The organism is Okeania sp. SIO3I5 (assembly GCF_010672085.1).
Classification (GTDB): Bacteria; Cyanobacteriota; Cyanobacteriia; order Cyanobacteriales; family Microcoleaceae; genus Trichodesmium.
Genome location: NZ_JAAHHT010000153.1, coordinates 1 through 22,970 on the forward strand (window position 1 = coordinate 1; position 22,970 = coordinate 22,970).

Consider the following 22,970-nt stretch of genomic DNA (forward strand, 5'->3'; position numbering starts at 1 on the left):
GATATGTGGGGAGGATGGGGAGGAGGGGGGGGATGGGGAGGATGGGGAGGATGGGGAGGATAAGATAGGGAGGATGGGGAGGATGGGGAGGATAAGATAGGGAGGATAAGATAGGGAGGATGGGGAGGATGGGGAAGATAAGATAGGGAGGATAGGGAGGATGGGGAGGATGGGGAGGATGGGGAAGATAAGATAGGGAGGATGGGGAGGATGGGGAAGATAAGATAGGGAGGATGGTGAGGATGGGTATACGGAAGTTGCATGAATAAAAGCGGATTTTTCTGCCACACTGCCCATACCTCCCACACTTCCCACACCTCCCACACTCCCCACACCTCCCACACTCCCCACACCTCCCACACTCCCCACACCTCCCACACTCCCCACACCTCCCACACTTCCCACACCTCCCACACTTCCCACCCTCTCCTACTTTTTTCTAGGCGTGACAATAAATTGACCCTGCCTCCTCGGAGGTGTTGGGGGTGGGTTGGGTTATATAGAATCCCTAAGCGTATCTTTAATCTTGAAATACAAAGGCTTCAGAAAAGCCGTTTTGTAACTTGTTAAATAGATACCAAATGGCTTCTATAGAAGCCATTTGGAATATGAGCAAAAGTGCTTATTTTTGGCAAAGGAGTCAGTCTGATCTCCTCAGAAGTAAGGAGTCACAGAAATAGGATAGGGGAAAAAGGTAGAAAAATGCCCCCATCTCCTCCATCTCGCCATCTCCCTATCCCCCATCCCCGCATCTTTAAATAGATCCCAAATGGGTTCTCTAGAAATCGAACCAAAGGGCACGGACATTACTAAATTTTGAAACTTAGTCAGACATAACTTCTAAGTTCTGACTTCTGACTTAATGCATAGCGCTATAGCTAAAAGCTGTTGACATACTCCCGACGTTGCCCTTCTATTCCCCCCTTTCAAAGCTATCCCTTATAAGGAACTCCTGAAACCCTTGTGGAGAGGATGGGGAGGATGGGGAGGATGGGGAGGACGGGGAGGAAGAATCCTGTCTACATTGATAAAAAAGTGTATTTTTAAATACACTTTTCTCCTGAAAAAGCCGATTCAAGACTAAAACATAACTTGTCTATATTGTCAAGTTTTATGTTAAGAAAGATGTTTATAAAGCATAGCTTTCAAAGGGGGGTTAGGGGGGATGGACAACGCGGGATTCTTCAGTCTGGGAAACCCTGACCGCTGCGCATGACAGAGGTGATGTCCTCCCCCTGTTTTGACTTTGACAATAACAAAATGCTCCTAAAAGTGTCAAGGGCATATAAACGTTTAGCTTATGAAGGTATCCAAATCATGGCCCTGGCTTTCATCCCGACGCTCCCCCTCCCCCCTATGCACGGGGGGTTAGGGGGGATGGAGAGCGCGGGACTTCCCGCCAGGAAAGTTAAACGGTAACAGGGAAATGACTTAGTTTAATATTTCAGCAAATCGTTAAGATATTTTAATTTTTTCAACAATGTTTATCAATGGTGAGAAACAGTAGGGTAAACTAAGTCAAAGAATTCATATCTAAAGCCTACTGTTCTATATGCCTTTGAATAGATACGGCAGAATAAATTTTTTGGGAGAATTTAATTTATGGCTCATTCAGTAAAAATTTATGATACTTGCATTGGTTGTACTCAATGCGTTCGTGCTTGTCCATTAGACGTTCTAGAAATGGTACCTTGGGATGGTTGTAAGGCTGGCCAAATTGCTTCATCCCCTCGTACTGAAGATTGTATTGGTTGTAAGCGTTGTGAGACTGCTTGCCCTACTGACTTTTTGAGTGTCCGGGTTTATCTGGGTGCTGAAACTACTCGCAGTATGGGTCTTGCTTACTAATACTAACTTCCCTCTATTGGTTTTGGGTTTGAGATTTAACTTCCCTGGCAGGAAGTCCGGCGCTCTCCCGTTGGCGGAGCAAGTGCGGCAGCTATTAGGGGAGCGTCCGGATGAAAGCCAGGGCTAAGGCTTAGACGTCTCCACAAATAAAATGTTCCGCTACCCGAGACCACGCAGGAGGTATTTTATGATGATACTTATAGTTGGTCTAAGATCAACGAACACAGGGGGAGGACATCACCTCTGTCAAAACAGCGGCCAGGGTTTCCCAGGCTGAAGAATCCCGCGTTGTCCATCCCCCCTAACCCCCCTTTGAAAGGGGGGAATAGAAGGGGAAGGTCGGGAGTATGTCAATAGAAGGTGGGAAAATTTTAGGCATAAGAACGGCTTTGTTGCACTAATATCCTGAAACCCTTACAGGGAAATACTTTCTCATTAATAATTTTTCTTGAGAAACGCTTATTTTATAATGCTTCTAGCACTTTCATGGAACAAAGTCCATAAGAACTAAAAATTTTGTAGAGGGAAAATGATTAATTCCCTCTATTTTTTAGTATTGTAAAGTTTTATTAATTTTATAGAAAAACATAGGAAAACAACTAAAAATATCTTAGACTCAGAAAGGATTGCAGAACAGCTCGTTAAATTTTTACAGGAGGGATAATACAGTTAGTAGAACGTACTATTATTAAAAAAAATAATCTGGTGTCAAATACAATGAGTCATGTCAATGTTCGTTTAAATACCGATAAGAAAAGTAGTCCCAAACGCTTTTAGCAATGGGATAGAGGAGCCAGTGCGTTGGGCGGGTCTCCCGACTTAAAGCAACTGGCGTGGTGTTGTAGTTCACCCCGTTAAGGTAACACTTAATTAAAACACTTGTCTAGGAATATTTTTCTTGCTTATTTAGTAACTATAATCTGCCCAAAATCTAAGTAGGTATAGCGCTACGCGAAGCGTGAATAGGGAACAGGGAATAGCGGTGCGACCCCGCGTCGCCGATAGGCGCAAGCGGTCAGACCCCGCGCCGCCGACAGCTCGCTTGCGGAATGCTGACCAAGAGAGGGAACGCGCACCAAGAGAGGGAATAGTAAACTGTCAAAGGGTTTCAGGATTTATAAACGTCCTAATCCTTGCTTCGATTGCTATAAGTGAGAAAATTTACAATTATGTAAGTTGAGCAGAAGGGAATAAAGATGGCAAGCAAAAGAATCAAAGAAAAAAATCAAAGAAAAAAATCACTTACCCAGTGAGGAAATAGAACTTGCTCTCTCAAATTTAGGCTCCCAGATATCGGAAATAATAATCTCAACCAGCACAACTCACAAGAAAATTCTCACCGATATTTTCAATTTCAACTATACCAGCACTAAATCCTTGTAACTTTTTTACTGCTGCTAAATTGTGCGGTGAAACATATTATATAATCGCCTGTGTATTCCGAGTTTTATAGTTATCTCCATAATCTTTGATAACTATAGTTATAACCGTTGCCATAATGTCGGAATAATTTGGCTAGAAATAAAATTGATGGAGAGCGATCGCTACACTTTATATCAAATCTGGTAGCATCGGTGTAATTGATGAACGAAAAAAGTAATTGAGATAATTTGCATACTATAAATATCTAAGAAAGCTAGGGATTTTATACTAATTTTTATGTGACAAATTGAAGTGCGGAATGATTGAAGTGCGGAATGTGGGATTAAAATCTAATTGCTAAATTAACTATTCACCAAATAATATGTCTCAAACAGATGTAATTGTAATTGGTAGTGGGATCGGTGGTTTAAGTTGTGCCGCTTTATTAGCACACTATGGTATTAATGTCATAGTTTGCGAAAGTCATTCTATTGCTGGAGGTGCTGCTCATAGTTTTGAATATCAGGGGTTTAAGTTTGATTCTGGACCATCTTTACATTCTGGTCTTTCCTATCGCCCCTCTACTAACCCACTAGCACAAGTTTTGGATGCTATCGGCGAGAAAGTACCCTGCGTGACTTATGACACTTGGGGTTGTTGTTTGCCAGAGGGCAAATTTGATACATCAGTGGGTGCAGACCAATTTTGTGATGTTATCCAAAGGTTGAGAGGTGAACGTGCTGTAGCAGAATGGCGTCAACTCCAAAAAGTTATGGCGCCACTAGCAGAAGCAGCGATCGCTATTCCTCCTGCTTCTGTCCGTTTTGACTTAGGAGCAATAATGACAATGGGGCAATTTTTACCTGCTATGGCAAAACATATTTTTAATGTTGGTCAGTTGACAGGAGCGTTTTCCCAAGTTATTGAGGGGGTTGTCACAGATCCTTTTATCCGAAATTGGCTCGATCTACTTTGCTTCTTGCTTTCAGGTTTGCCAGCAAATGGTACCAGTGCTGCCGAAGTTGCATTTATGTTTGCAGAATGGTACCGACCGGGAGTTGTACTTGACTATCCTATTGGTGGAAGTGGAGCAATAGTTGATGCTTTAGTGCGGGGGTTACAACGTCACGGTGGTCAATTGATGTTGAATGCTCATGTGCAAGAGGTAGTTGTTAAAGGTGGGCGTGCTGTTGGCGTATTGTTACGGAATGGCAAAGAAATTCGGGCAAAGCAGGCAGTAATTTCAAATGCTTCTGTCTGGGATACTTTGAAATTACTGCCAGAGGGTACAATACCAAAATCTTTTCGGGAAGAACGACAAGCAACACCAGAATGTAACAGTTTTATGCACTTACATTTAGGTATTGATGCCACAGATATTAAACCCGATCTGGCGTGTCATCACATTGTTGTTAATAATTGGGATGGAATAGATGCACCCCAAAATGTTGTATTAGTATCTATTCCATCGTTAATCGACTCTACTGTTGCACCCCCAGGAAAGCACGTTATTCATGTTTATACTCCAGGAAACGAACCATATCAATTATGGGAAGGTATGGATAGAAAGAGTCAGGAATATGCTTGGGCAAAACAACAAAGAGCTGAGATTATGTGGCAAGGGTTAGAGCAAATAATACCTGATGTACGTTCCCGTTGTGAGGTGACATTGGTGGGGACTCCCCTAACTCACGAACGCTTTCTGCGCCGTCATCGGGGGTCTTATGGTCCGGCAATTCGTGCTGGAGAAGGGTTGTTTCCTGGACCAAATACGCCATTACCAGGGTTGTTATGTTGTGGTGATTCTACTTTTCCTGGTATTGGTTTGCCTGCAGTGGCAGTTAGTGGGATGATAGCTGCGAATACTCTTGCTCCTGTGTGGAAGCATAAGGAGATGTTGGAAAGATTAGTGGTATGAAGTTCGGGTAATTAGGGTGTGCTGAAAAAAGCAAAGTGTGGGGAGGGTGGGAGGTGTGGTTCGTGTGGTTCGTGTGGGAAGTAGGAGAAATAATTTTTCCTTGATTTTTCTGCCTCGCGTTATCCCAAAGTCCTCACTTTATGCAGCTCTTTTAACCGAAAAGCTGCTACTTTTTCACGACTTACAGCGGTTTTCATATGAATAAACCACAATGATACTTACTCTTCACTCCTAACTCTTGACTCCTGACTCCTAACTCCTAACTCCTGACTCCTGACTCCTGACTCCTGACTCCTAACAATGAATTTAGTGGTCTACTCAACTGAAAAGCGCTGTAAAATGGCTCAAACCTTTATCTGTAGATACTTTTAGATTTAATCAGCAGAGCAATAATTAGTTATACAGCACTTTTCAGATTGATGAACCACATATTCACATTTCAAACCTAGTAGGGACGTTCCATGGAACGTCCCTACTGTGGTTTACTGAAATGAAAACCGCTGTAAATAAAAATGGAGGAGTCAGTAGTTGTAGGGGCGAGCAAGCGAATCGCCCCTACAGGAGTCAGGAGGGAAGAGGGGGGAATCTAAAGCTATAAGGAGGAGAAAGTTTTTTTATCACGCTCTTATCCGGACATGATATTACTTTAGGATCCGTGTAAGAATAACCTGAACATTTTTTTGATGGAAGCTAGATTTCACAATCTATTTCAGATAAAATTTGTACAACTTATTTTTACATGACGCCTTACTCTTGACATACTCCCGACGTTGCCCTTCTATTCCCCCCTTTCAAAGGGGGGTTAGGGGGGATGGACAACGCGGGATTCTGAGGGTCTGGGAAACCCTGACCGCTGCGCATGACAGAGGTGATGTCCTCCCCCTGTGTTGACATTGATAATAACAAAATGCTCCTAGCTTGTGTCTTGGGCCTATGAACGTTGAGCTTATGAAAGTATCCGAATCCGGGCCCAGGCTTTCATCCCGACGCTCCCCCTCCCCCCTATGCACGGGGGGTTAGGGGGGATGGAGAGCGCGGGACTTCCCGCCAGGAAAGTTAAATAATACCAATTCCCATGCATTAATGCGATACTTCAGCTCTACTTCAACATTTCAATAGTTACTAAGATTTAAAGTCTTTTTTTGAGGATTTAAGGCAGGTTAGTAGTTATTATTCGTACAGACCTTGCAGTACGGACGTTGCATAACAAAAATGCGTTTTCTTATAGGGAATGCTCCGCAAACATGTCACGCAGTGTTAGCGGAGCGAAAGCGTCAGCAAAACGTCCGTACCTCTCCCCCCTCCTCCCAGACTTCCCACACGAACCAACTTCCCACACTTCCCCACCCGATCAGGTATAGCATTCATGCATGAGAAATGGTATAATCCGGTTTCTTCAGTACCAAGAAGGCGTCAATAATTTTACCCCCAATAAACCGGATTTCATATTAGAGCTAGGGGTTGGGGGTTAGAGGTTGAGCTTGTTGTTGCTTCTACCTAAACCCACCCCCAACAAATGCCTAACTTTTACTCAAGCAGTATTAAGCTCGCAGAATAAAGTTTTCAGCAGCTAATTCAGGAGTTACATTAGCAAACTCACCACCGTTACCAAAACCTGCCGTAGTACCATCTGGGTTATAGTACAAATTGCCACTTTCTGTACTGTGAACAATGAAAGCTCCTGATTCATCTGCATCTGCATCTGAACCAACCACAGCAAATTCAGTTGAAACACTAAATCCTGGGTTATCTCTGTCACTTGGGTTACTTGCAAGAGCAGCGAAAGTAGTTTTATCGAGAATAATAAAGTCTTGCGCTGTATCAAAATCAGTAATTGTATCTACTCCAACATCATCAGTATCAAATGTGTCATTAGTGTTAAAGATGAAGAAGTCAGTATTACCACCACCAGTTAAAGTATCGTCGCCAGCACCGCCATTCATGCGATCGCGACCTTGACCGCCGAGCAATATATCATTACCACTACCACCAAGCATCCGATCAAACCCTGTACGACCTTCCAAAGTATCGTCACCATCACCACCTCGGAGCAGGTCATTATCCAAACCACCTATTATCCTGTCATTGCCACCTAGTCCATTGAGAGTATCATCACCCCCTAGACCTTTGAGAGTATCTGCATCATCAGTACCATTGATGCCATCTGCTTCTCCCATGCCCAGAAATTCATTAGTAACAGAAAAGGAGAAACTGGCTATTTCATAACCTTCCCCATCATTCTCTGTTGTAAAATCAGCAGCAGAGCGTGCGTCTAAAATATTTCCTACTTCAGCACTACCTTCACGGACACTACCAATAAAACCAGGGTGTAGTCGAACTGTTTCATCTTCATCTACACCAGTATTGGGTGCTGCCTGATCTAGTGCTGCTGTATTTTCAGGAATTTCATCATTTAATTCCGTTCCTGCATCCCAGACTCGATCTCCAGTAACAGTGATATCAGTTGCAACGAAATTACCATTTTCATCAAAAATCTCCCATGCAAGAGGATCTCCATTAGCAATAAATGCATCATTACTAGGAAGGATCATTGCCGCATAGCTGAAATAGCGATAGCTATCTGAGTCCACAATAAAATCTACAGAAACAGTGTCCCCTGAATCAAAATCGTTCAACGGGTCTGATGGGCCAGGAATTGTCTGTTGAACACCAGCATTACTATTAGCAAAAGCAGTATTTATACCATCCAAGTTAGCATCTTCCGCTAACCCTTCTAGAAAAGTCCCAGATGCGTCGTCACCTGCGTCAAAAATATCAAAGTTGCCGTTTTGAAAAGCAGCCCAAGTTGTAGAGAAAAATGCACCATCTTCTGGAGCTGTATTTTCAATAGTGACTGTAACTATTCTTCGGACCATAAAATTATTTCCTTTGTAATTAGTTCATTAACGCATCCAATTCTAGCATAAACCTTATTCAGAAAAAACAAATTGTATGGATTTGTTAGGGTATTGATTAAATCTATAACCGATCGAAGTTGGTCTAAGTCAATCTCCATACGATAAAAATATTTGGTGTTGCTGAATGCAAGATAAGCATCAAAATCGGGCCAAATAATACCTGATTTCATTCACGGCAAGCTATATATCCTAGTGATGGGGAGATGGGTATCCACCCCTACTGCTCCGAGGAGGGGAATGGGGAATATGGGGCGAGGGGAAGATAGCAATCAAATATAGCATTACTATTCAGAAATGGTATACAGCGCTTTTCATAATTAATAGACCACAAAGTAGGGACGTTTTCCGCGCTTGAGCGGACATCTAAGGGCGAATGGCATTCGCCCCTACAAGCGAGCGCGACATGGAATAGGAGCATTCCCTATAAGAAAACGCATTAATGCTCAAGCAACGTCTCTACTACAGAATTATTATTTTTTTTTATGTGGTTCATTGACCTGAAAACTACTGTAAGATAAAAATATTTTTGATTTGTTCAGGACTTACGCACGCATATCAATTCATACACCATCTGTAGGGGCGATTCGCGTTTGCTCCCCATGGAGCAGGAAATCGCCCCTACTAGATATAGTGGTTCTGCGTAAGTCCTGTTGTTAAAAAATATTTGTATTTGCCATAAGTCAAGCTACAAATTGACCTAGAACTGTTATGTTCTCGATTTCTAAGTATACTTACTCTAAATATCGGAGTAAAACCAAAAAGTATTCATAGTCTCTAGGTAAATTCTACTCGGTGCCCACTGACATCAAACCTAGTAGAGTAGGGAGGGCGATCGCTTAACGTCCCTAAATGTTGAACTTTCTGCATTGCCGACAACAATAGAATAGCAGGATTATATTGTATTGAACTACCTATATTGGTTGTGGCGGTATACCTATTTCTCCAATGCAAATATTACGGAGTCAAACTCTGTGGCAAGATTTAGAAAATTATGCAGTTTCAAAACAGCCAACATTTTGAGCCAATCAAATTGTCACCCATGAATGAAGTCTTACCCAAATATCAAAATCAGTTAATTGAGTCTACAGGTTGGATTAAATATAAATGCTAGAGTAGAATTAATAGCAGTTATTCCCAACCATAATTGGTATAAACCAATTAATTGTCAGGATTTATGAAAATAAACAAATTACCAAAAGTAATACTATATATGGTAACCATTTTTTTGTTATAGCGGTTTTGCTAATACATGACCTCTGGTCAAAATCAAAACCTTGTAGGGACTTTTCATACAACTTCTCAAAAGTTGTCTACCCATATAAAAACTTTGCTGGAAATTTAACTTATGCATGAAATTTTTCTTTATAATTATTGTATGGATACCCTAAATTAAGAAAAATAAATTATTAATAATTACTTCTAATAAATAAAGTTTTATACCGAAATTTTTCGGTTATGGTAACCGTTTTTTTATTATGCCACTTTTCTAATAAATAACCTCAGATCACAATCACAACCTTTTAGGTATTTTCCATGAAAGATCCCTACAGTGGTCTACCCATACGGAGACTCTCCTAAAAAATTAACTTCTTTTAAATATAGACCTTTACAATATAGTATGGATACCCTAAGTTAATAAAAATTAACTATTAGACATCTCCAAAAGTAAAAAGTAAAGTCAATTCTTATCCATAAATCCTCAATTATTCACCTCCTGGGAGGGGTTAGGGGTGGGTTACCCCAGTTAAGCGTTCCCTGTGAAGTGTTCCCTGTTCCCTCTTTTCTGGAGATGTCTATTCCATAAATCCTCAATTATTCTTCCCTGTTCCCTGTGAAGCATTCCCAGTTAAGTGTTCCCTCTTTTCTGGAGAGGTCTATTGATAATCGCTTATAATAAATAATAAATAATAAATAATAAACAAAATTTTATGCTGATATGCTGAAATTTATCCGTTTTCGATATTCTATCTTTCTGAGTAATCTAATATTAGGGCTATTAACCTTTCTATTAGTCACAATTATTCTGCCAGCATTCAATCACTATACCTCGACTGCTTTGGCCCAAAAACCTATACAACAAATAGAACAAAAAGGCCGGGAACTTTATCAACAAGGCCAATTTTTAGAAGCAATTAATCTTTGGCAAGAGGTAGCTCAAGACCATGCAAAACAACAACAATTTATTAGTCAAGCTCAAACCTTAAACTATATTTCTACAGCTTATCAAGCTTTGGGAAAATGGCAAGCAGCGAAAAAAGCGATCGCCTCGAGTCTAGAAATATTAGGCAAATACAATATACTCGATCGCCAAGGAACAGCAGTTTTAGCTCAAGCATTAAATACTCAAGGTAATCTCCAACTATCAATCGGACATACCCAAGCAGCTCTAGAAACATGGCAACAAGCAGAAAAAGCTTATACTAGAGCAGAAAATCTACAAGGAAAATTAGGTAGTCAAATTAATCAAGCTCAAGCTTTACAAACTTTAGGGCAGTATCCACGCTCCAAAGAAATCTTAGAAGCAGTCAACCAACAACTACAAGAAATGCCAAATTCTCAGCTCAAAGCTAATGGGTTACGTAGTTTAGGGGTAACGCTACAGTTAATGGGAGACATAATTAAATCCAAAGAAATTTTAGAGCAAAGTTGGGCAGTTGCCGAACAACTTGACTCTCCGGGAATTACCAGTGCTGCCCTTTTTAGTATTGGTAATTTAGCCCGTAACTTACAACTACCTGATGTTGCCCTACAATATTATCAAGAAGCAGCAAATTTAGCAGTAAATACAGAAAATTCTTATGTTCAACTACAAGCTTTACTTAATGAATTTAGACTTGTTGTAGAGGAAAAACAATGGGAAATGGCAGTAAACATTCTGCCAAAAATTATATCTCTGCTAGAAACTACACCCTCTAGTCGAGATACAATTTATGCCAAAATCAATTTAGCTGAAACTCTGATGCAAATTGACCCAGATGCCACAATTGAAATTGCCAGTACAGATGAGATTGCTACCCTCCTAGCAACAACAGTAGTGGAAGCCAAGAAATTGCCAGACTTACGAGCAACAGCTTATGCACTCAATCAACTTGGGCATCTTTACGAGCAAAATCAACAGTGGCCTGAAAGTGAAAAATTAACTCAAGAAGCACTGAAAATTAGTCAAAACATTGATACACAGGATTTAATTGTTAGTACATCTTGGCAATTAGGTCGCATTTTCCAGCAAGAGGGCAAAACCCAAGAAGCAATCCAAGCTTACGAAAACGCATATAATGCCCTTCAATTATTGCGAAGTGATATTGTAGCGGTTAACCAAGAGATACAACTTGACTTCCGAGAAAGTATTGAACCTGTGTATCGGGAATATATTGGTTTACTTCTGCAAAATGCTCCCACCATAACAATAGAAAATGAGGCAGAAAACAGGGAATTGAAAGTAGGAAGTAGAGCAGAAAAACCAATTTACCAGGTTTCTCCGATTACTTGTAAGGAAGTTGGATGCAACGTCCCTACCTTGGCATCGAAGGTGGATAAAAATACTAGCCAAGAAAATATCAGTAAAGCTCTCAAAGCAATTGAAGCTCTGCAATTAGCTGAGTTAGATAACTTTTTTCAAGAAGCTTGTTTGGAAACAAAACCCGTACAACTAGATCAGATAGATTCCCAGTCAGCAGTCATATATCCGATTATTTTGAGCGATCGCCTGGAAGTAATTCTTTCCCTACCCGATCGTCCCTTGAGTCATTACTCTACTCCACTACCGCAAGCAGAAATTCGAAGCAATCTTGAACAATTGTACTCTGCTTTTTATGTAGGATTTTCCCAAACAGAAAGACTCAAACTTGCTGAAGAGGTATACAATTGGCTAATTCAACCAGCAGAAGCAGATTTAGCAGCTAATAATATTCAGACCCTAGTATTTGTGCTTGATGGCTTCCTAAGAAATATACCAATGGCTAGTCTATACGATGGTGAACAGTATCTGATTGAAAAATATGGCATTGCTCTGAGTCAAGGGTTGCAACTATTTCCAGAAGGTCTCCAAAGAGGAAAACTTGAAGTTTTAATGTCGGGTCTTACCGAAGCGCGTCAAGGTTTTACCCCTCTACCAGGAGTAGGAATTGAAATTGAGGAAATTGCCAAAAAAGTAGACTCAAAAACTATTCTCTTGAATGAGGAATTTACTGAAGTAGCTTTCCAAGAGAAAATAGAAAAAAATCCATTTCGGGTAGTTCATTTGGCAACTCATGGGCAGTTTAGTTCTGATCCAGAAGAAACATTTCTTTTAACTTGGGATACTCGCATTCAGGTTAAAGAATTTGCTGAACTATTACAAGAGCAAAATCGAGACTCAATAGAATTGCTAATACTTAGTGCTTGTCAAACTGCTGCTGGAGATGATAGAGCTGGATTAGGTTTAGCGGGACTAGCTTTGCGTTCAGGTGCCCGCAGTACCCTAGCAACATTGTGGTCTGTTGACGATTTATCTACGGCTGAATTTATGATAAATTTTTACCGGGTGCTAACTACTAAATCTGAAACCAATTTCACCAAAGCAGAAGCAATTCGCCAAGCTCAAATAGCTTTAATAAAAAATCCACAATACAGTCATCCTTACTTTTGGGCACCTTTTGTTCTAGTAGGTAATTGGCTATAATACAGTTATCACTTATAGCGCTAGGGAATAGGGAATAGGGAACAGGGAACAGGGAACAGTAGAATATCAAAAGGTTTTTCTTATAGGGAAATGCTCCGCAAACAGGGTTTATAACTGTCCTAATCTTTGCTTCAACTGCTATATCAGTTACCAGTAATTTCAGGAAATACCGTTAGTAATTTGAGGTATGATATCATGTTGGGATAAGAGCGCAAGAGAACTCCGTGAGCTTTACGCAACCAAAAAACTTTGTCCTTCTTTCTTCCCTCCTGACTCCTGACTCCTGACTCCTAAGTAATTAAGATTAATATCATACACGTGCTTTACCAACCCCCAGGAAATTATTTCACATTAATATCAGAATGCTGAACACCCACAAATTACCTCTGTATGTTTTAACTATTGGTCTGAAAGTTGCTTTGATGCTTATCTTTATACCCGTAGTCAAAGCTCAATCTTCTTTGCCTGAAGGACTTCCCCGTACTTCACCACAACAAGAACCTTCTCAACCCAAACCCTTACCTCCTCCAGAACAATTGCTTCCTTCTCCTCTACTTCCTCCTTCGAGAGAAGAAAACTTACCACCAAGTTCAGAAACAATAATAGTCAAACAGTTTGTATTTGAAGGCAATACTGCTTTCACTGATGCAGAACTCAGTCAGGTTGTAGAATCATTCAGAAATCGTCCTATTAGTTTTACAGAATTACTTGCAGTCCGCTCTGCAATTACAAACTACTATATTGAAAATAGCTACATTACATCAGGTGCTTTAATTCCACCTCAAGAATTCCAGTCAGGTATTATCAAGATCGAAATTGTAGAAGGGGAAATTGAAGAAATTACTGTAACTGGTTCAGGACGTCTCAGTCTTAACTATGTCCGCTCTCGTATCAAACGAGCCACAAAAAAACCCCTTAATCAGGAAAAATTGCTAGAAGCATTACAACTCCTGCAACTCGATCCTCTCATTCAGACTGTTTCAGCAGAACTATCCTTGGGTTCCCGTCCCGGACTAAGTTTATTAAAGATCAGTTTTGAAACTGCCAATACTTTTAGTGCAGAAGTTTTTGCCAATAATAGTCGTTCTCCTACCGTTGGTACTTTTGAGAGAGGGGTAGGAGTCACAGAGGCCAATTTACTAGGAAAAGGAGATACTTTAAGTGCTGTTTACAGTAATACAGACGGTAGTGATATTGTTGATGTAATATATACACTTCCTATTAATGCTCGCAATGGTTCCCTGAGTTTATACTTCAATACTAGCGACAGTGAAGTAGTTGAACGCCCTTTTGACGAACTTGACATTGAAGCTAATAGTCGTACCTACGAGCTGCGATATCGTCAACCTGTGATCTTAACCCCTTCTGAAGAGTTGACCCTGGGGGTTACTTTGGCCCGCCGTGAAAGTGATACATCAATCTTAGGGATCGATTTTCCTTTGTCCAGGGGTGCTGATGACGATGGTGAAACTAGGCTTTCGATTATTCGTTTGTTTCAGGAATATACGAAGCGAGGGGCCAAACAAGTATTTGCTGCGCGATCGCAATTTAGTATTGGACTAGACCAATTAAATTCTACAATCAATGAAGATACAAATGAGGATAGACCAGATAGCGACTATTTTGCTTGGCGTGGCCAGGCCCAGTGGTTCCGCTTACTAGGACAAAATTTGGAGTTATTATTGCGTAGCGATCTTCAGTTTTCCTCAGAAGAATTAGTTCCTCTAGAACAAGTAGGTTTAGGGGGGTTTGAAACAGTAAGAGGTTATCGTCAAGATGAGCTTCTCCGTGATAATGCGGTATTTGCCTCAGCAGAATTACGTTATACTATCCTTCGTACTGGAAATGGGGAGGGTATATTACAATTAACACCTTTTCTAGATTTTGGTAGAGCCTGGAATAATAATGAAGAGTTAGGACTAGATTCAGAAACTTTGTTTTCAGTAGGGTTGGGTTTACGTTGGCAATATGGAGAATTAATTAAAGCTAGATTGGATTGGGGAATTCCTCTAACTGATGTTGACTCTAGAGAAAGAACTTTACAAGAAGAAGGGTTTTATTTTTCTATTGAAGTTAGACCATTTGATTAAAGAAGGTATTAAGTTAACTTTTTACCCGAATAATTAGGGTTTGCTGAAAAAGTTTTTTAGTAGGGGTAGGAGACTCGAGACTGGAGACTAAAGACTGGAGAAATGGTATGGGAGCGAGGAGGTAGGAGTAAGAATTGTCTCAAGATTTTTGTGCCCAACTCTTGTTGTTAATACTAACTTTTTGAGCGTTTTAGACTGAAACAGGCGCACTTTTTCAAAAAAAAAGGCTAAAGTCTTTATATATCAATGGTTTTAGCCCACATTCCGCACGTCAATTTGTAACATTAAAAGTAGTATCAAAAACGGTGGCTTGGTAAGTATTTATACTATATAGCTCCTATTCATTGACCTTTCTCAGAAGTCAGATTATCAGGAAATGAAATATAAATACTCAATTATTTACTCCTATTGACCACTATGATTGTCTCCTGTCTCCTGTCTCTTGTCTCCTGTCTCCTGTCTCCTGTCTCTTGTCTCCTATTTTTTATCACACTCTTACCGGAACATGATATGACCAAGTATTTGTAATATTTTTGAAGTAATTGGTATGAATTTAAAACTATGATTAAATTATTAGTAGAGTACCAGCGAAAACCACTAATACCTTCAGTCAATTATATAGTACCTGCCGAGCATAGCAATAATAAAGTATTGTTTTCAGGAATACATAATAATTATTACTTATAAAAATAATTATTACTGATAAATATAGTAGTTTTTACTGATTTTTGCCTGATTTTGAACCTAGATACAGTAATCCTATTTAAGTGGTAATACTTTGATTGTAGTAGTGAATAACCATTCATCCGTACAATAGTCAGAATTTTCCAGGTTTTCAGCTCTAACTAATTATTAGAACAATTGTCAGAACCAATTTAGGATTGCCGTATAAAACTTTAATATTTTTGTATAGTTATATTTTTTTTGATATTATAGAACTATGAAATACTAATTATTTGTCATGAATGAATCACAGAGGCTTCTATCTCAAATCACAATAAAGAGTGTTATTATTGCAATAGTTATTGGAGGGGGCATAGGTTATCCGGCTTATAGCCAATCCCAAACCAAAAATCAACAGTTATTAATCCCTTCAAATAGCAATATAAACTTCAATCCACCAAATGATGATGCACCAAAAAGAATATTATTAGGTAGTACCCGCGGTCAGATAAGATTTAACGCCGGAGGTTCTGCACCTAAAAGATCGCAAGGTGGTGGTACTCGTGGGAACGTAAATTTTGCACCTCCAGGAAAATCTGCTCCTAACCATTCAAAAGGTGGTGGTACCCGTGGGAACGTAAATTTTGCACCTCCAGGAAAATCTGCTCCGAACAATTCAACAGGTGGCGGTACCCGTGGTGATGTAACATTTATGCCTGCTAATGAATCAAGTCCTAATCATACTAGCAGTGGAGGAACTCGAGATCCGATTAACTCAGGAGATAATATTTCTGATTCTAATATCCTGATACCATTAACACCAGAAACTAATTATGGACAAACTGTATCTGCACGTCCAACATTTTTTGTCTATGTTCCCGAAATGTCTACACGGCGAGTATTTTTTAGCTTACAAGATGAAAATTATAATACCATCTACCAGACAAAATTAGACGTTTCTGGTCAGGAGGGTATTGTTAGCTTTACTCTACCACCAGAAGCACCAGAATTAGAAGTTGGCAAAAACTATGTTTGGTTTTTTGCACCTCTTGAACCCGGTGGTACACTCAAACCTGATAATTATGGTGTGAGCGCTTGGGTAAAGCGGGTTGAGATTTCTAGAGATGGTCAGGTTAATTCAGACCCCATTAAGCAGGCTATTTTCTATGCCAATTCAGGAATTTGGTATGATACTCTCAATATTTTGCAATCAGCCAAAAAAGCTCAACCAAATAATATTACATTCAATAGAGAATGGAAAGAACTACTAGAGCAAGTCGGATTGAAAAAGATTGCTGATTATTCTGTCGTAGAAAAATTGTAGATTATTTTGGTGCATGTTTTACCTGAAAAACCCACACTAATTACCTAAATAGTGTGGGTTTTGAGTTACTATAGCAGGGAACAGGTAACAGCGGTGCGACCCTGCGTCGGCGACAGACGCAAGCGGTCATACCTCGCGACAATGTTTCGCTGCGCGACATGGAAAGCAGAGCATTCCGTCAGGAAAAAGCGTTTGCGTTTCGCTGCGCGACATGGAATAGGAGCATTCCGTCAGGAAAAAGCGCAGCTCCTCTGCAAGAGGTAGCATTCCCTAGGAAAGCTCCTCTGCAAGAGGCAAGTCGCAAGCGGTGCGACCCCGCGACGACGACAGCTCGCTTGCGGAATGCGCACCTAGAGAGGGAATGCTAACCAAGAGAGGGTCAAAAATTAGAAACCTGATAGATGAGTTGCACCACAAAACAGCTTTATTTTTGCTGCCTCTTTCAGAGGATCTCCGCTTTCAAAACTTTGATGTAATTCTGCTTCCAAATGCATGAAGTTTCTCAGATGACAATCAAATCTAGAGACAAGGTCAGAAGTAAATCAGTCAGACAAATGTTGAACTGGGTACACTATAGGTTTGAGATGAGCTGAAAGCATAAAGCTGTTGAATACAAGAAAGTCGTTGTAGATGTTTCAGAAGTCTACAAAGCGCAAAACCGTTAGCTGGAGGTGAAATCCTCAACAATTTAGGTGGCAAAAAAGTTGTGACTGGTAATGATGGTTTTCGCCTCGAACGCGACTTAAAGGTTCCGCGTGGAATCTTTTTAAAAGCGTGGTAGAACATCCTTCTATCACTTTTGGAGATACCCCCTCAGTAGGTTATACCATGCATGAAAAAAGAATGTTACGAATAGTAAGGGCAATCATGCATATTTTACAGGAGATGCTCCTTTGACAAAAAAGAGAATTTCGGACCTATAGCGCTACTTGAAAAGGGAACAGGGAACACAAAACTTAGAACAGCAGACTTTTAAAGGCTTTTCCTAGGTCATGCTGCGCAAACAGGATTTAGAAATGTCCGCACCCTTACAGCGGTTTTCATATGAATAAACCACAATGATACTTACTCTTCACTCTTCACTCCTAACTCCTGACTCCTGACTCCTAACTCCTAACTCCTAACTCCTAACTCCTGACTCCTGACTCCTAACAATGAATTTAGTGGTCTACTCAACTGAAAAGCGTTGTAATGCGTAGTGCTATAAAAACAGTATTGAAGCCATTAATTCTGACTCCTGACTCCTGACTCCTAAAAAATACCCTAGCTATTTGTAGCAAACATTTATCACGCCTGGTATTAATCTTGCTGTGCATTGTTAACAATTGTTAGCACTCATAGTATCGGAACAGTAGAAAAAGCATTTCCTAATATGAGATAGATCATCATATCATGTCCGCTGGTATCGTTGGTGTAAACTCAAGGGTGAATTTTACCGGAAATTTAAGTTTTTTTCTGACTCTTAAGTATTCCTGCCAGTTAAGTGTTCCCTCCTCCCTCCTCCCTCCTCTCTCCTCCCTCCTCCCTGTTCCCTGTTCCATGTTCCCTGTTCCCTACCTTTGCTATACAATACCGATGCTACCGGACATGATATCAGTAATTTTCAAAGGCAGAAGGAAGAAGTCAGAAAGCAGAAAGCAGAATATTTTTTTTCTAATTGTGACTTATATCATGTCCGGATCAGAGCGTGATAGAACGACCTTCCGCTTACGCGACCAAAAAACTTTTTCCTCCTTATACATTCAAACTCTCTTCTCTTCCCTCCTGACTCCTCCTTCCTTATTTATAACTATTCAACCGGACATGATATTAATTCTATACACTCTCCGATGCTACCCGACATGATATGACCACTTGCTTCCTTTACGCGGGTTGCACCGCTTTTCCCTTCTCCCTATTCCCTTACAGCGGTTTAATGATGAATAAACCACAATGATACTGACTCTTCACTCCTAACTCTTGACTCCTGACTCCTAACTCCTAACTCTTGACTCCTGACTCCTGACTCCTGACTCCTAACAATGAATTTAGTGGTCTACTCAACTGAAAAGCGCTGTAATATCATGTCCGCTGGTATCGGAGAGTGTAAAAGTTAGAGTGAATATCTACAGGAAATTTAAGTTTTTTTTCTGGCTCTTAAGTATTCCTGCCAGTTAAGTGTTCCCAGTTAAATGTTCCCTACCTTTGCTATACAATACCGATGATACCGGACATGATATAAAACTAATTTGCCATAGCATCTGAAATTAGTTGAATAATTTCTTGATCTCGAAAATCTTCCGCTAGTTTCTGCAAATTTTGGGAAAAAGGCACATATTTAGTATCCAGTTGCTCAATTATTTTGGCTTGCTTAACAATTCCTTTAAGATGACCTTTCATTGCCAATTCATATAAATTTTGTAACTCTGTTAGAGGAGGAAAAATCAGTTCTTCATTTGTGTTCTCTTTTTCTGCTTCGATTCCAGGTAATTTTCTACTTTCTTCATAAACCCATTCTAGATTTAGATGTGTTTGTAGTAGCTTAAGTAACTGACTTACTTCCACAGGTTTTGGCAGAAAATCATTTCCACCTGCCTCCAGGAAACTGTTTTGAACAGATTCAAAAACATTAGCTGAAGAAGCAATTACAATCAAATTTTTTCCTTTCTCAGAATCTCTCACCTTTCGCATCATTTCAAAACCATCCATCTCAGGCATCACTAAATCTGTAATCACAAGATTGGGTTCAAACTGTTCAATTTTCTCTAAACCATCTTTACCACTACTTGCTTCAAATACCTCAAAACCAAGAGGTTTCAACAAACTCACAATTACAGAGCAACTATCATACTGATCGTCTACAACTAAAATTTTAGGTGATTTTCCTTTGACACGAACAATTTCTCCTTGTTTTTGTTGGTCGCTACTGATTTGCTCGTTAACACTATCATCATTAGTAAATGGGAAATCAATCTCAAACCAGAAAACACTACCAACCCCAGATTCACTCTTTACCTGAATTTCACTACCCATTAACTGTACAATTCTCTGACTAATTGCTAATCCTAACCCAGTACCTTCGACATTAGACTTATACGTGTTTGAACCTACTTGCTCAAAAGCGCGAAAAAGACGCTGACTCTGTTCAGGTGTCATACCAATACCTGTATCCTGAATTTCAAAGCGAAATTTACCATTTTCAGTGTGATTCGCCTTGAATGTTACTACACCTTTTTCCGTAAACTTAATTGCATTTCCCAAAAGATTAATTAACACCTGTCGCAACCGTTTTTCATCAGCATTGATACCAGTAGGTAATTTAGCATCCTTTTCATAAATAAAAGAAATTCCCTTCATTTGAGCTTTAATCTCGCACATTTCTACGACATTATGCAGCACATTTGGTAAGTAGATGTATGCAGGATGGAGTTCCATTTTCCCAGCTTCAATTTTTGACAAGTCAAGCACATCATTAATTAAAGTCAACAAATGAGATCCGCAACGAAGAATAACTGCGACTTTGTTTTTATCTTCTGTATTTACAGTCTGAGAACGTTCGAGAATTTGAGCATAACCCATAATGCCATTGAGAGGGGTTCGTAATTCGTGATTCATGTTAGCTAGAAATTCGCTTTTAGCTTGAGAAGCAGCATCTGCTGCTTGTTTGGCAATTTCTAATTCCCGAGTTCGCTCTTGTACTTTTTGTTCTAGAGTTTGAGCATAATCTTCTAGTTTCTGATTAGCATCTTCTAATTGCTGATTAGTTTTGTTAAGTTGCCAATAACTATGGTAGTTAGTTGTGATCATGGCTGCACTCATTAACCCCACCCACGGAGTAAACACAGGTAAAATCCACCCAATGATAAACGCTCCATAACTTGTTCCCACCAAGGTAAAACTTGATAACCCCATCACTATAATAGTGCCAGCAAAAAAAGCATTATTGCCAAACTTGGGAAATTGCAATAACCCCCAAGTCAAAAGACTTCCAGTAAATGACCACATTCCCATCCATAAGCATTCCCAGTATTGATTAAATATTCGCAACAAAACACGACCTTCCAAAGCACCACTCAAAATTTGACTGGCAATATTAGCATGAACCACTATTCCTGGCATCAGATTTGTTTTCTGTAATAGATTGCTATTAAAAGGTGTAGAAAAAACATCTTTGAGACTTTCTGCTGTTGTTCCTATCATAATAATGCGATCGCGAATTAAATCTTCAGGAATATCTCCATCTAATACCCGGGAGATAGAAATACTAGGAAAAGTTTCTCTTTTACCACGATAGTTAAGTAAAATTTGATAACCACCAGTATCTGGGCCAGCATAAACCCCTGAAGTAGGGGTTATAGGAGTAAAAATAGCTTTACCAAGTTGATAACTTAGTTGATTTTCATCTACTACTTGTAAAGTAATACCCTTTTTTTCCAAATACATCAAGGCCAACTTCACCCCTAATCCCTCTCGCAGAACATCTTCCCTAGCTACTGTAATCAGAGCGCGTCGTACTTTACCATCAGCATCTAGTAATATATCGGAAGATCCAACCTGATTTAGTTTACTTAAAGCAGGTGGCGGAGCAATTCTTTCCCCAGCTACTTTTTCAATTCCCACTAGATTTGGAGTTGACTCGAAGACTTCTATGAGTTTTTCATGTCCTGGTTCCACAGGAATATCTCGGTAAATGTCCAAACCAATAGCTTTAGGTTTGTAAGCTCTCAAGTTTAATATTAACTTTGCCATTAATTTGTCAGAAAGAGGCCAGTTCAAACGAGTTAGATCGGTCTCATCAATAGTCACTATAGTAATACGAGATTCTATTGGTTCTGAGGGACGAAAGCGATAAAATTGATCTAAACTAGCCCATTCTAATAACTGAAAGATACCAGTTATACTACCTCCAACAACACACAAAGTTACACTAATTCCAATGATTAGTGCGCCTTGCCATTCTTCTAGATTTTTTCTAAGCTTTGGCCACATTAAGTATAAATATTATTAACAATTATTGGTTTGTCCAATACTAATTGGTTATGATATTTTAAGCGATCGCTCGCACTAAAATTTCAATCACATTCTACTCCAGTATACACTATAGTTCACACTGATATCGTAGAGTATTGACTTATATCATGTCCGGTTGAATAGTTATAAATAAAAATGGAGGAGTCAGGAGTCAGGAGTCAGGAGTCAGGAGAGAATAGGAGGGAATTTTAAGCTATAAGGAGGAGAAAGTTTTTTTATCACTGATTATCCGGACATGATATTAATCAAAGAATAAGGATATAGCAATTCCCAAGAAGCGTGAGGTACAAAATTCCTTGGTTTTAGGGAACAGGGAACACTTAACTGGGAACAGGGAATAGGGAATAGGGAATAGGAAACAGGGAATAGGAAATAGGAACAAATAAAGATAGGTGTACCTCACGATTGCTGAGAAACGCTATATAAAATAAGGATATAATAGGTATTTAAGCGTAGCATTAAGTAGGCTGCTCTCACACCTCCCTAATGAAATCTATGATTAACCAAGCTCAAAGTGAATAACAAACAGAAAACTCTCTGCGCTGCTCACGCCGGTTATAGCAGATAAATCAAATCCGGTAGTATCAGTATAAAAAAACAGAAAAACCGGGGAAAGTCTCAAATGCCGTACGGACGTTGCATAACAAAAATGCGTTTTCTTATAGGGAATGCGGAGCAAACATGTCGCGCAGCGTTAACGGAGTTGTGCTTTAGCTAAACGTCCCTACCATTGACTTCCCACAAACCGGGTTTCTTATAATGCTCCAAAGCAAGGGAATTTGATCTTACTTCTCCCTCCATACCTATTCCCTATTTCTCTTTTCTGGAGTCAAACTATTATGCCGTTATTGGTTAATGAGGGTTGGCTGATTAAATTTTAAAGCATTGACTCCTAAAGGTTTTAGCCTGTAATAGTCTTGAAAAAGTACAATTTGCTAAAGATTGCTCATGCTAGGAGCGGATTTGGGGTTGACAAGAGCCGAAAAATCACGAATTAAATTCTTCCTTCTACCTCCTCGCTCATTCCTTATATAGAATCCGGTTATATAGTATGTTCATTATTAAATCGGACAATCGGACCATCTCCCCCAACAATACACTCTTGTATTCAACCGGATTTGATATTACTCCTTACTCCTTACTCCTTACTCCTTACTCATTACTCATTACTCATTAC

Annotated in this window: 11 protein-coding genes; 6 read left to right on the plus strand and 5 right to left on the minus strand. The window is 39.7% G+C overall.

What is annotated here, in order from left to right:
* Nucleotides 1-452: hypothetical protein (locus tag F6K40_RS26835; RefSeq protein WP_293140160.1), on the minus strand; the 452-nt coding region annotated here is incomplete at its 3' end.
* A 1,150-nt stretch (nt 453-1,602) separates the two neighbouring features.
* Here F6K40_RS26835 and psaC point away from each other — a divergent pair.
* The 3 genes from psaC to F6K40_RS26850 all read left to right on the plus strand — a co-directional run bounded on the left by psaC (nt 1,603) and on the right by F6K40_RS26850 (nt 5,333).
* The gene (gene psaC, locus F6K40_RS26840) at nt 1,603-1,848 is read left to right on the plus strand and encodes a photosystem I iron-sulfur center protein PsaC (RefSeq protein ID WP_293140161.1); all 246 of its coding nucleotides are present in this window, start codon (nt 1,603-1,605) and stop codon (nt 1,846-1,848) included.
* Between the two features lie 1,744 nt (nt 1,849-3,592).
* Nucleotides 3,593-5,128, plus strand: coding sequence for a phytoene desaturase family protein (locus tag F6K40_RS26845; protein ID WP_293140162.1), 1,536 nt, complete (start codon nt 3,593-3,595; stop codon nt 5,126-5,128).
* A gap of 37 nt (nt 5,129-5,165) precedes the next feature.
* Nucleotides 5,166-5,333: a hypothetical protein gene (locus F6K40_RS26850; protein ID WP_293140163.1), complete on the plus strand. Its 168-nt coding sequence runs from the start codon at nt 5,166-5,168 to the stop codon at nt 5,331-5,333.
* A gap of 1,336 nt (nt 5,334-6,669) precedes the next feature.
* Here the strand turns inward: F6K40_RS26850 and F6K40_RS26855 are convergent.
* Nucleotides 6,670-8,004: a spondin domain-containing protein gene (locus tag F6K40_RS26855; protein ID WP_293140164.1), complete on the minus strand. Its 1,335-nt coding sequence runs from the start codon at nt 8,002-8,004 to the stop codon at nt 6,670-6,672.
* On the minus strand, nt 7,989-8,216 hold the full coding sequence (locus F6K40_RS26860) for a hypothetical protein (protein ID WP_293140165.1): 228 nt from the start codon (nt 8,214-8,216) through the stop codon (nt 7,989-7,991). Before F6K40_RS26860 ends, F6K40_RS26855 begins: the two co-directional genes overlap by 16 nt.
* A gap of 1,886 nt (nt 8,217-10,102) precedes the next feature.
* Here F6K40_RS26860 and F6K40_RS26865 point away from each other — a divergent pair.
* From F6K40_RS26865 to F6K40_RS26875, 3 genes are all read left to right on the plus strand, one after another.
* On the plus strand, nt 10,103-12,706 hold the full coding sequence (locus F6K40_RS26865; protein WP_293140166.1) for a CHAT domain-containing protein: 2,604 nt from the start codon (nt 10,103-10,105) through the stop codon (nt 12,704-12,706).
* Nucleotides 12,707-13,068: 362 nt separating this feature from the next.
* The gene (locus tag F6K40_RS26870) at nt 13,069-14,796 is read left to right on the plus strand and encodes a ShlB/FhaC/HecB family hemolysin secretion/activation protein (protein ID WP_293140167.1); all 1,728 of its coding nucleotides are present in this window, start codon (nt 13,069-13,071) and stop codon (nt 14,794-14,796) included.
* Nucleotides 14,797-15,757: 961 nt separating this feature from the next.
* Complete coding sequence (locus F6K40_RS26875; protein WP_293140168.1) at nt 15,758-16,783, plus strand: DUF928 domain-containing protein; 1,026 nt, start codon at nt 15,758-15,760, stop codon at nt 16,781-16,783.
* 1,385 nt (nt 16,784-18,168) lie between these two features.
* Here F6K40_RS26875 and F6K40_RS26880 read toward each other — a convergent pair.
* Complete coding sequence (locus tag F6K40_RS26880; RefSeq protein ID WP_293140169.1) at nt 18,169-18,324, minus strand: hypothetical protein; 156 nt, start codon at nt 18,322-18,324, stop codon at nt 18,169-18,171.
* 682 nt (nt 18,325-19,006) lie between these two features.
* On the minus strand, nt 19,007-21,751 hold the full coding sequence (locus F6K40_RS26885) for a CHASE2 domain-containing protein (RefSeq protein ID WP_293140170.1): 2,745 nt from the start codon (nt 21,749-21,751) through the stop codon (nt 19,007-19,009).
* Between the last annotated feature and the right edge of the window lie 1,219 nt (nt 21,752-22,970).

Coding starts and splice junctions, on each gene's coding strand:
- F6K40_RS26875 (WP_293140168.1), top strand. CDS start 15,758: ATGAATGAATCACAGAGGCTTCTATCTCAAATCACAATAAAGAGTGTT.
- F6K40_RS26860 (WP_293140165.1), bottom strand. CDS start 8,216: ATGAAATCAGGTATTATTTGGCCCGATTTTGATGCTTATCTTGCATTC.
- F6K40_RS26885 (WP_293140170.1), bottom strand. CDS start 21,751: ATGTGGCCAAAGCTTAGAAAAAATCTAGAAGAATGGCAAGGCGCACTA.
- F6K40_RS26870 (WP_293140167.1), top strand. CDS start 13,069: ATGCTGAACACCCACAAATTACCTCTGTATGTTTTAACTATTGGTCTG.
- F6K40_RS26880 (WP_293140169.1), bottom strand. CDS start 18,324: ATGGAACAGGGAACAGGGAGGAGGGAGGAGAGAGGAGGGAGGAGGGAG.
- F6K40_RS26855 (WP_293140164.1), bottom strand. CDS start 8,004: ATGGTCCGAAGAATAGTTACAGTCACTATTGAAAATACAGCTCCAGAA.
- F6K40_RS26845 (WP_293140162.1), top strand. CDS start 3,593: ATGTCTCAAACAGATGTAATTGTAATTGGTAGTGGGATCGGTGGTTTA.
- psaC (WP_293140161.1), top strand. CDS start 1,603: ATGGCTCATTCAGTAAAAATTTATGATACTTGCATTGGTTGTACTCAA.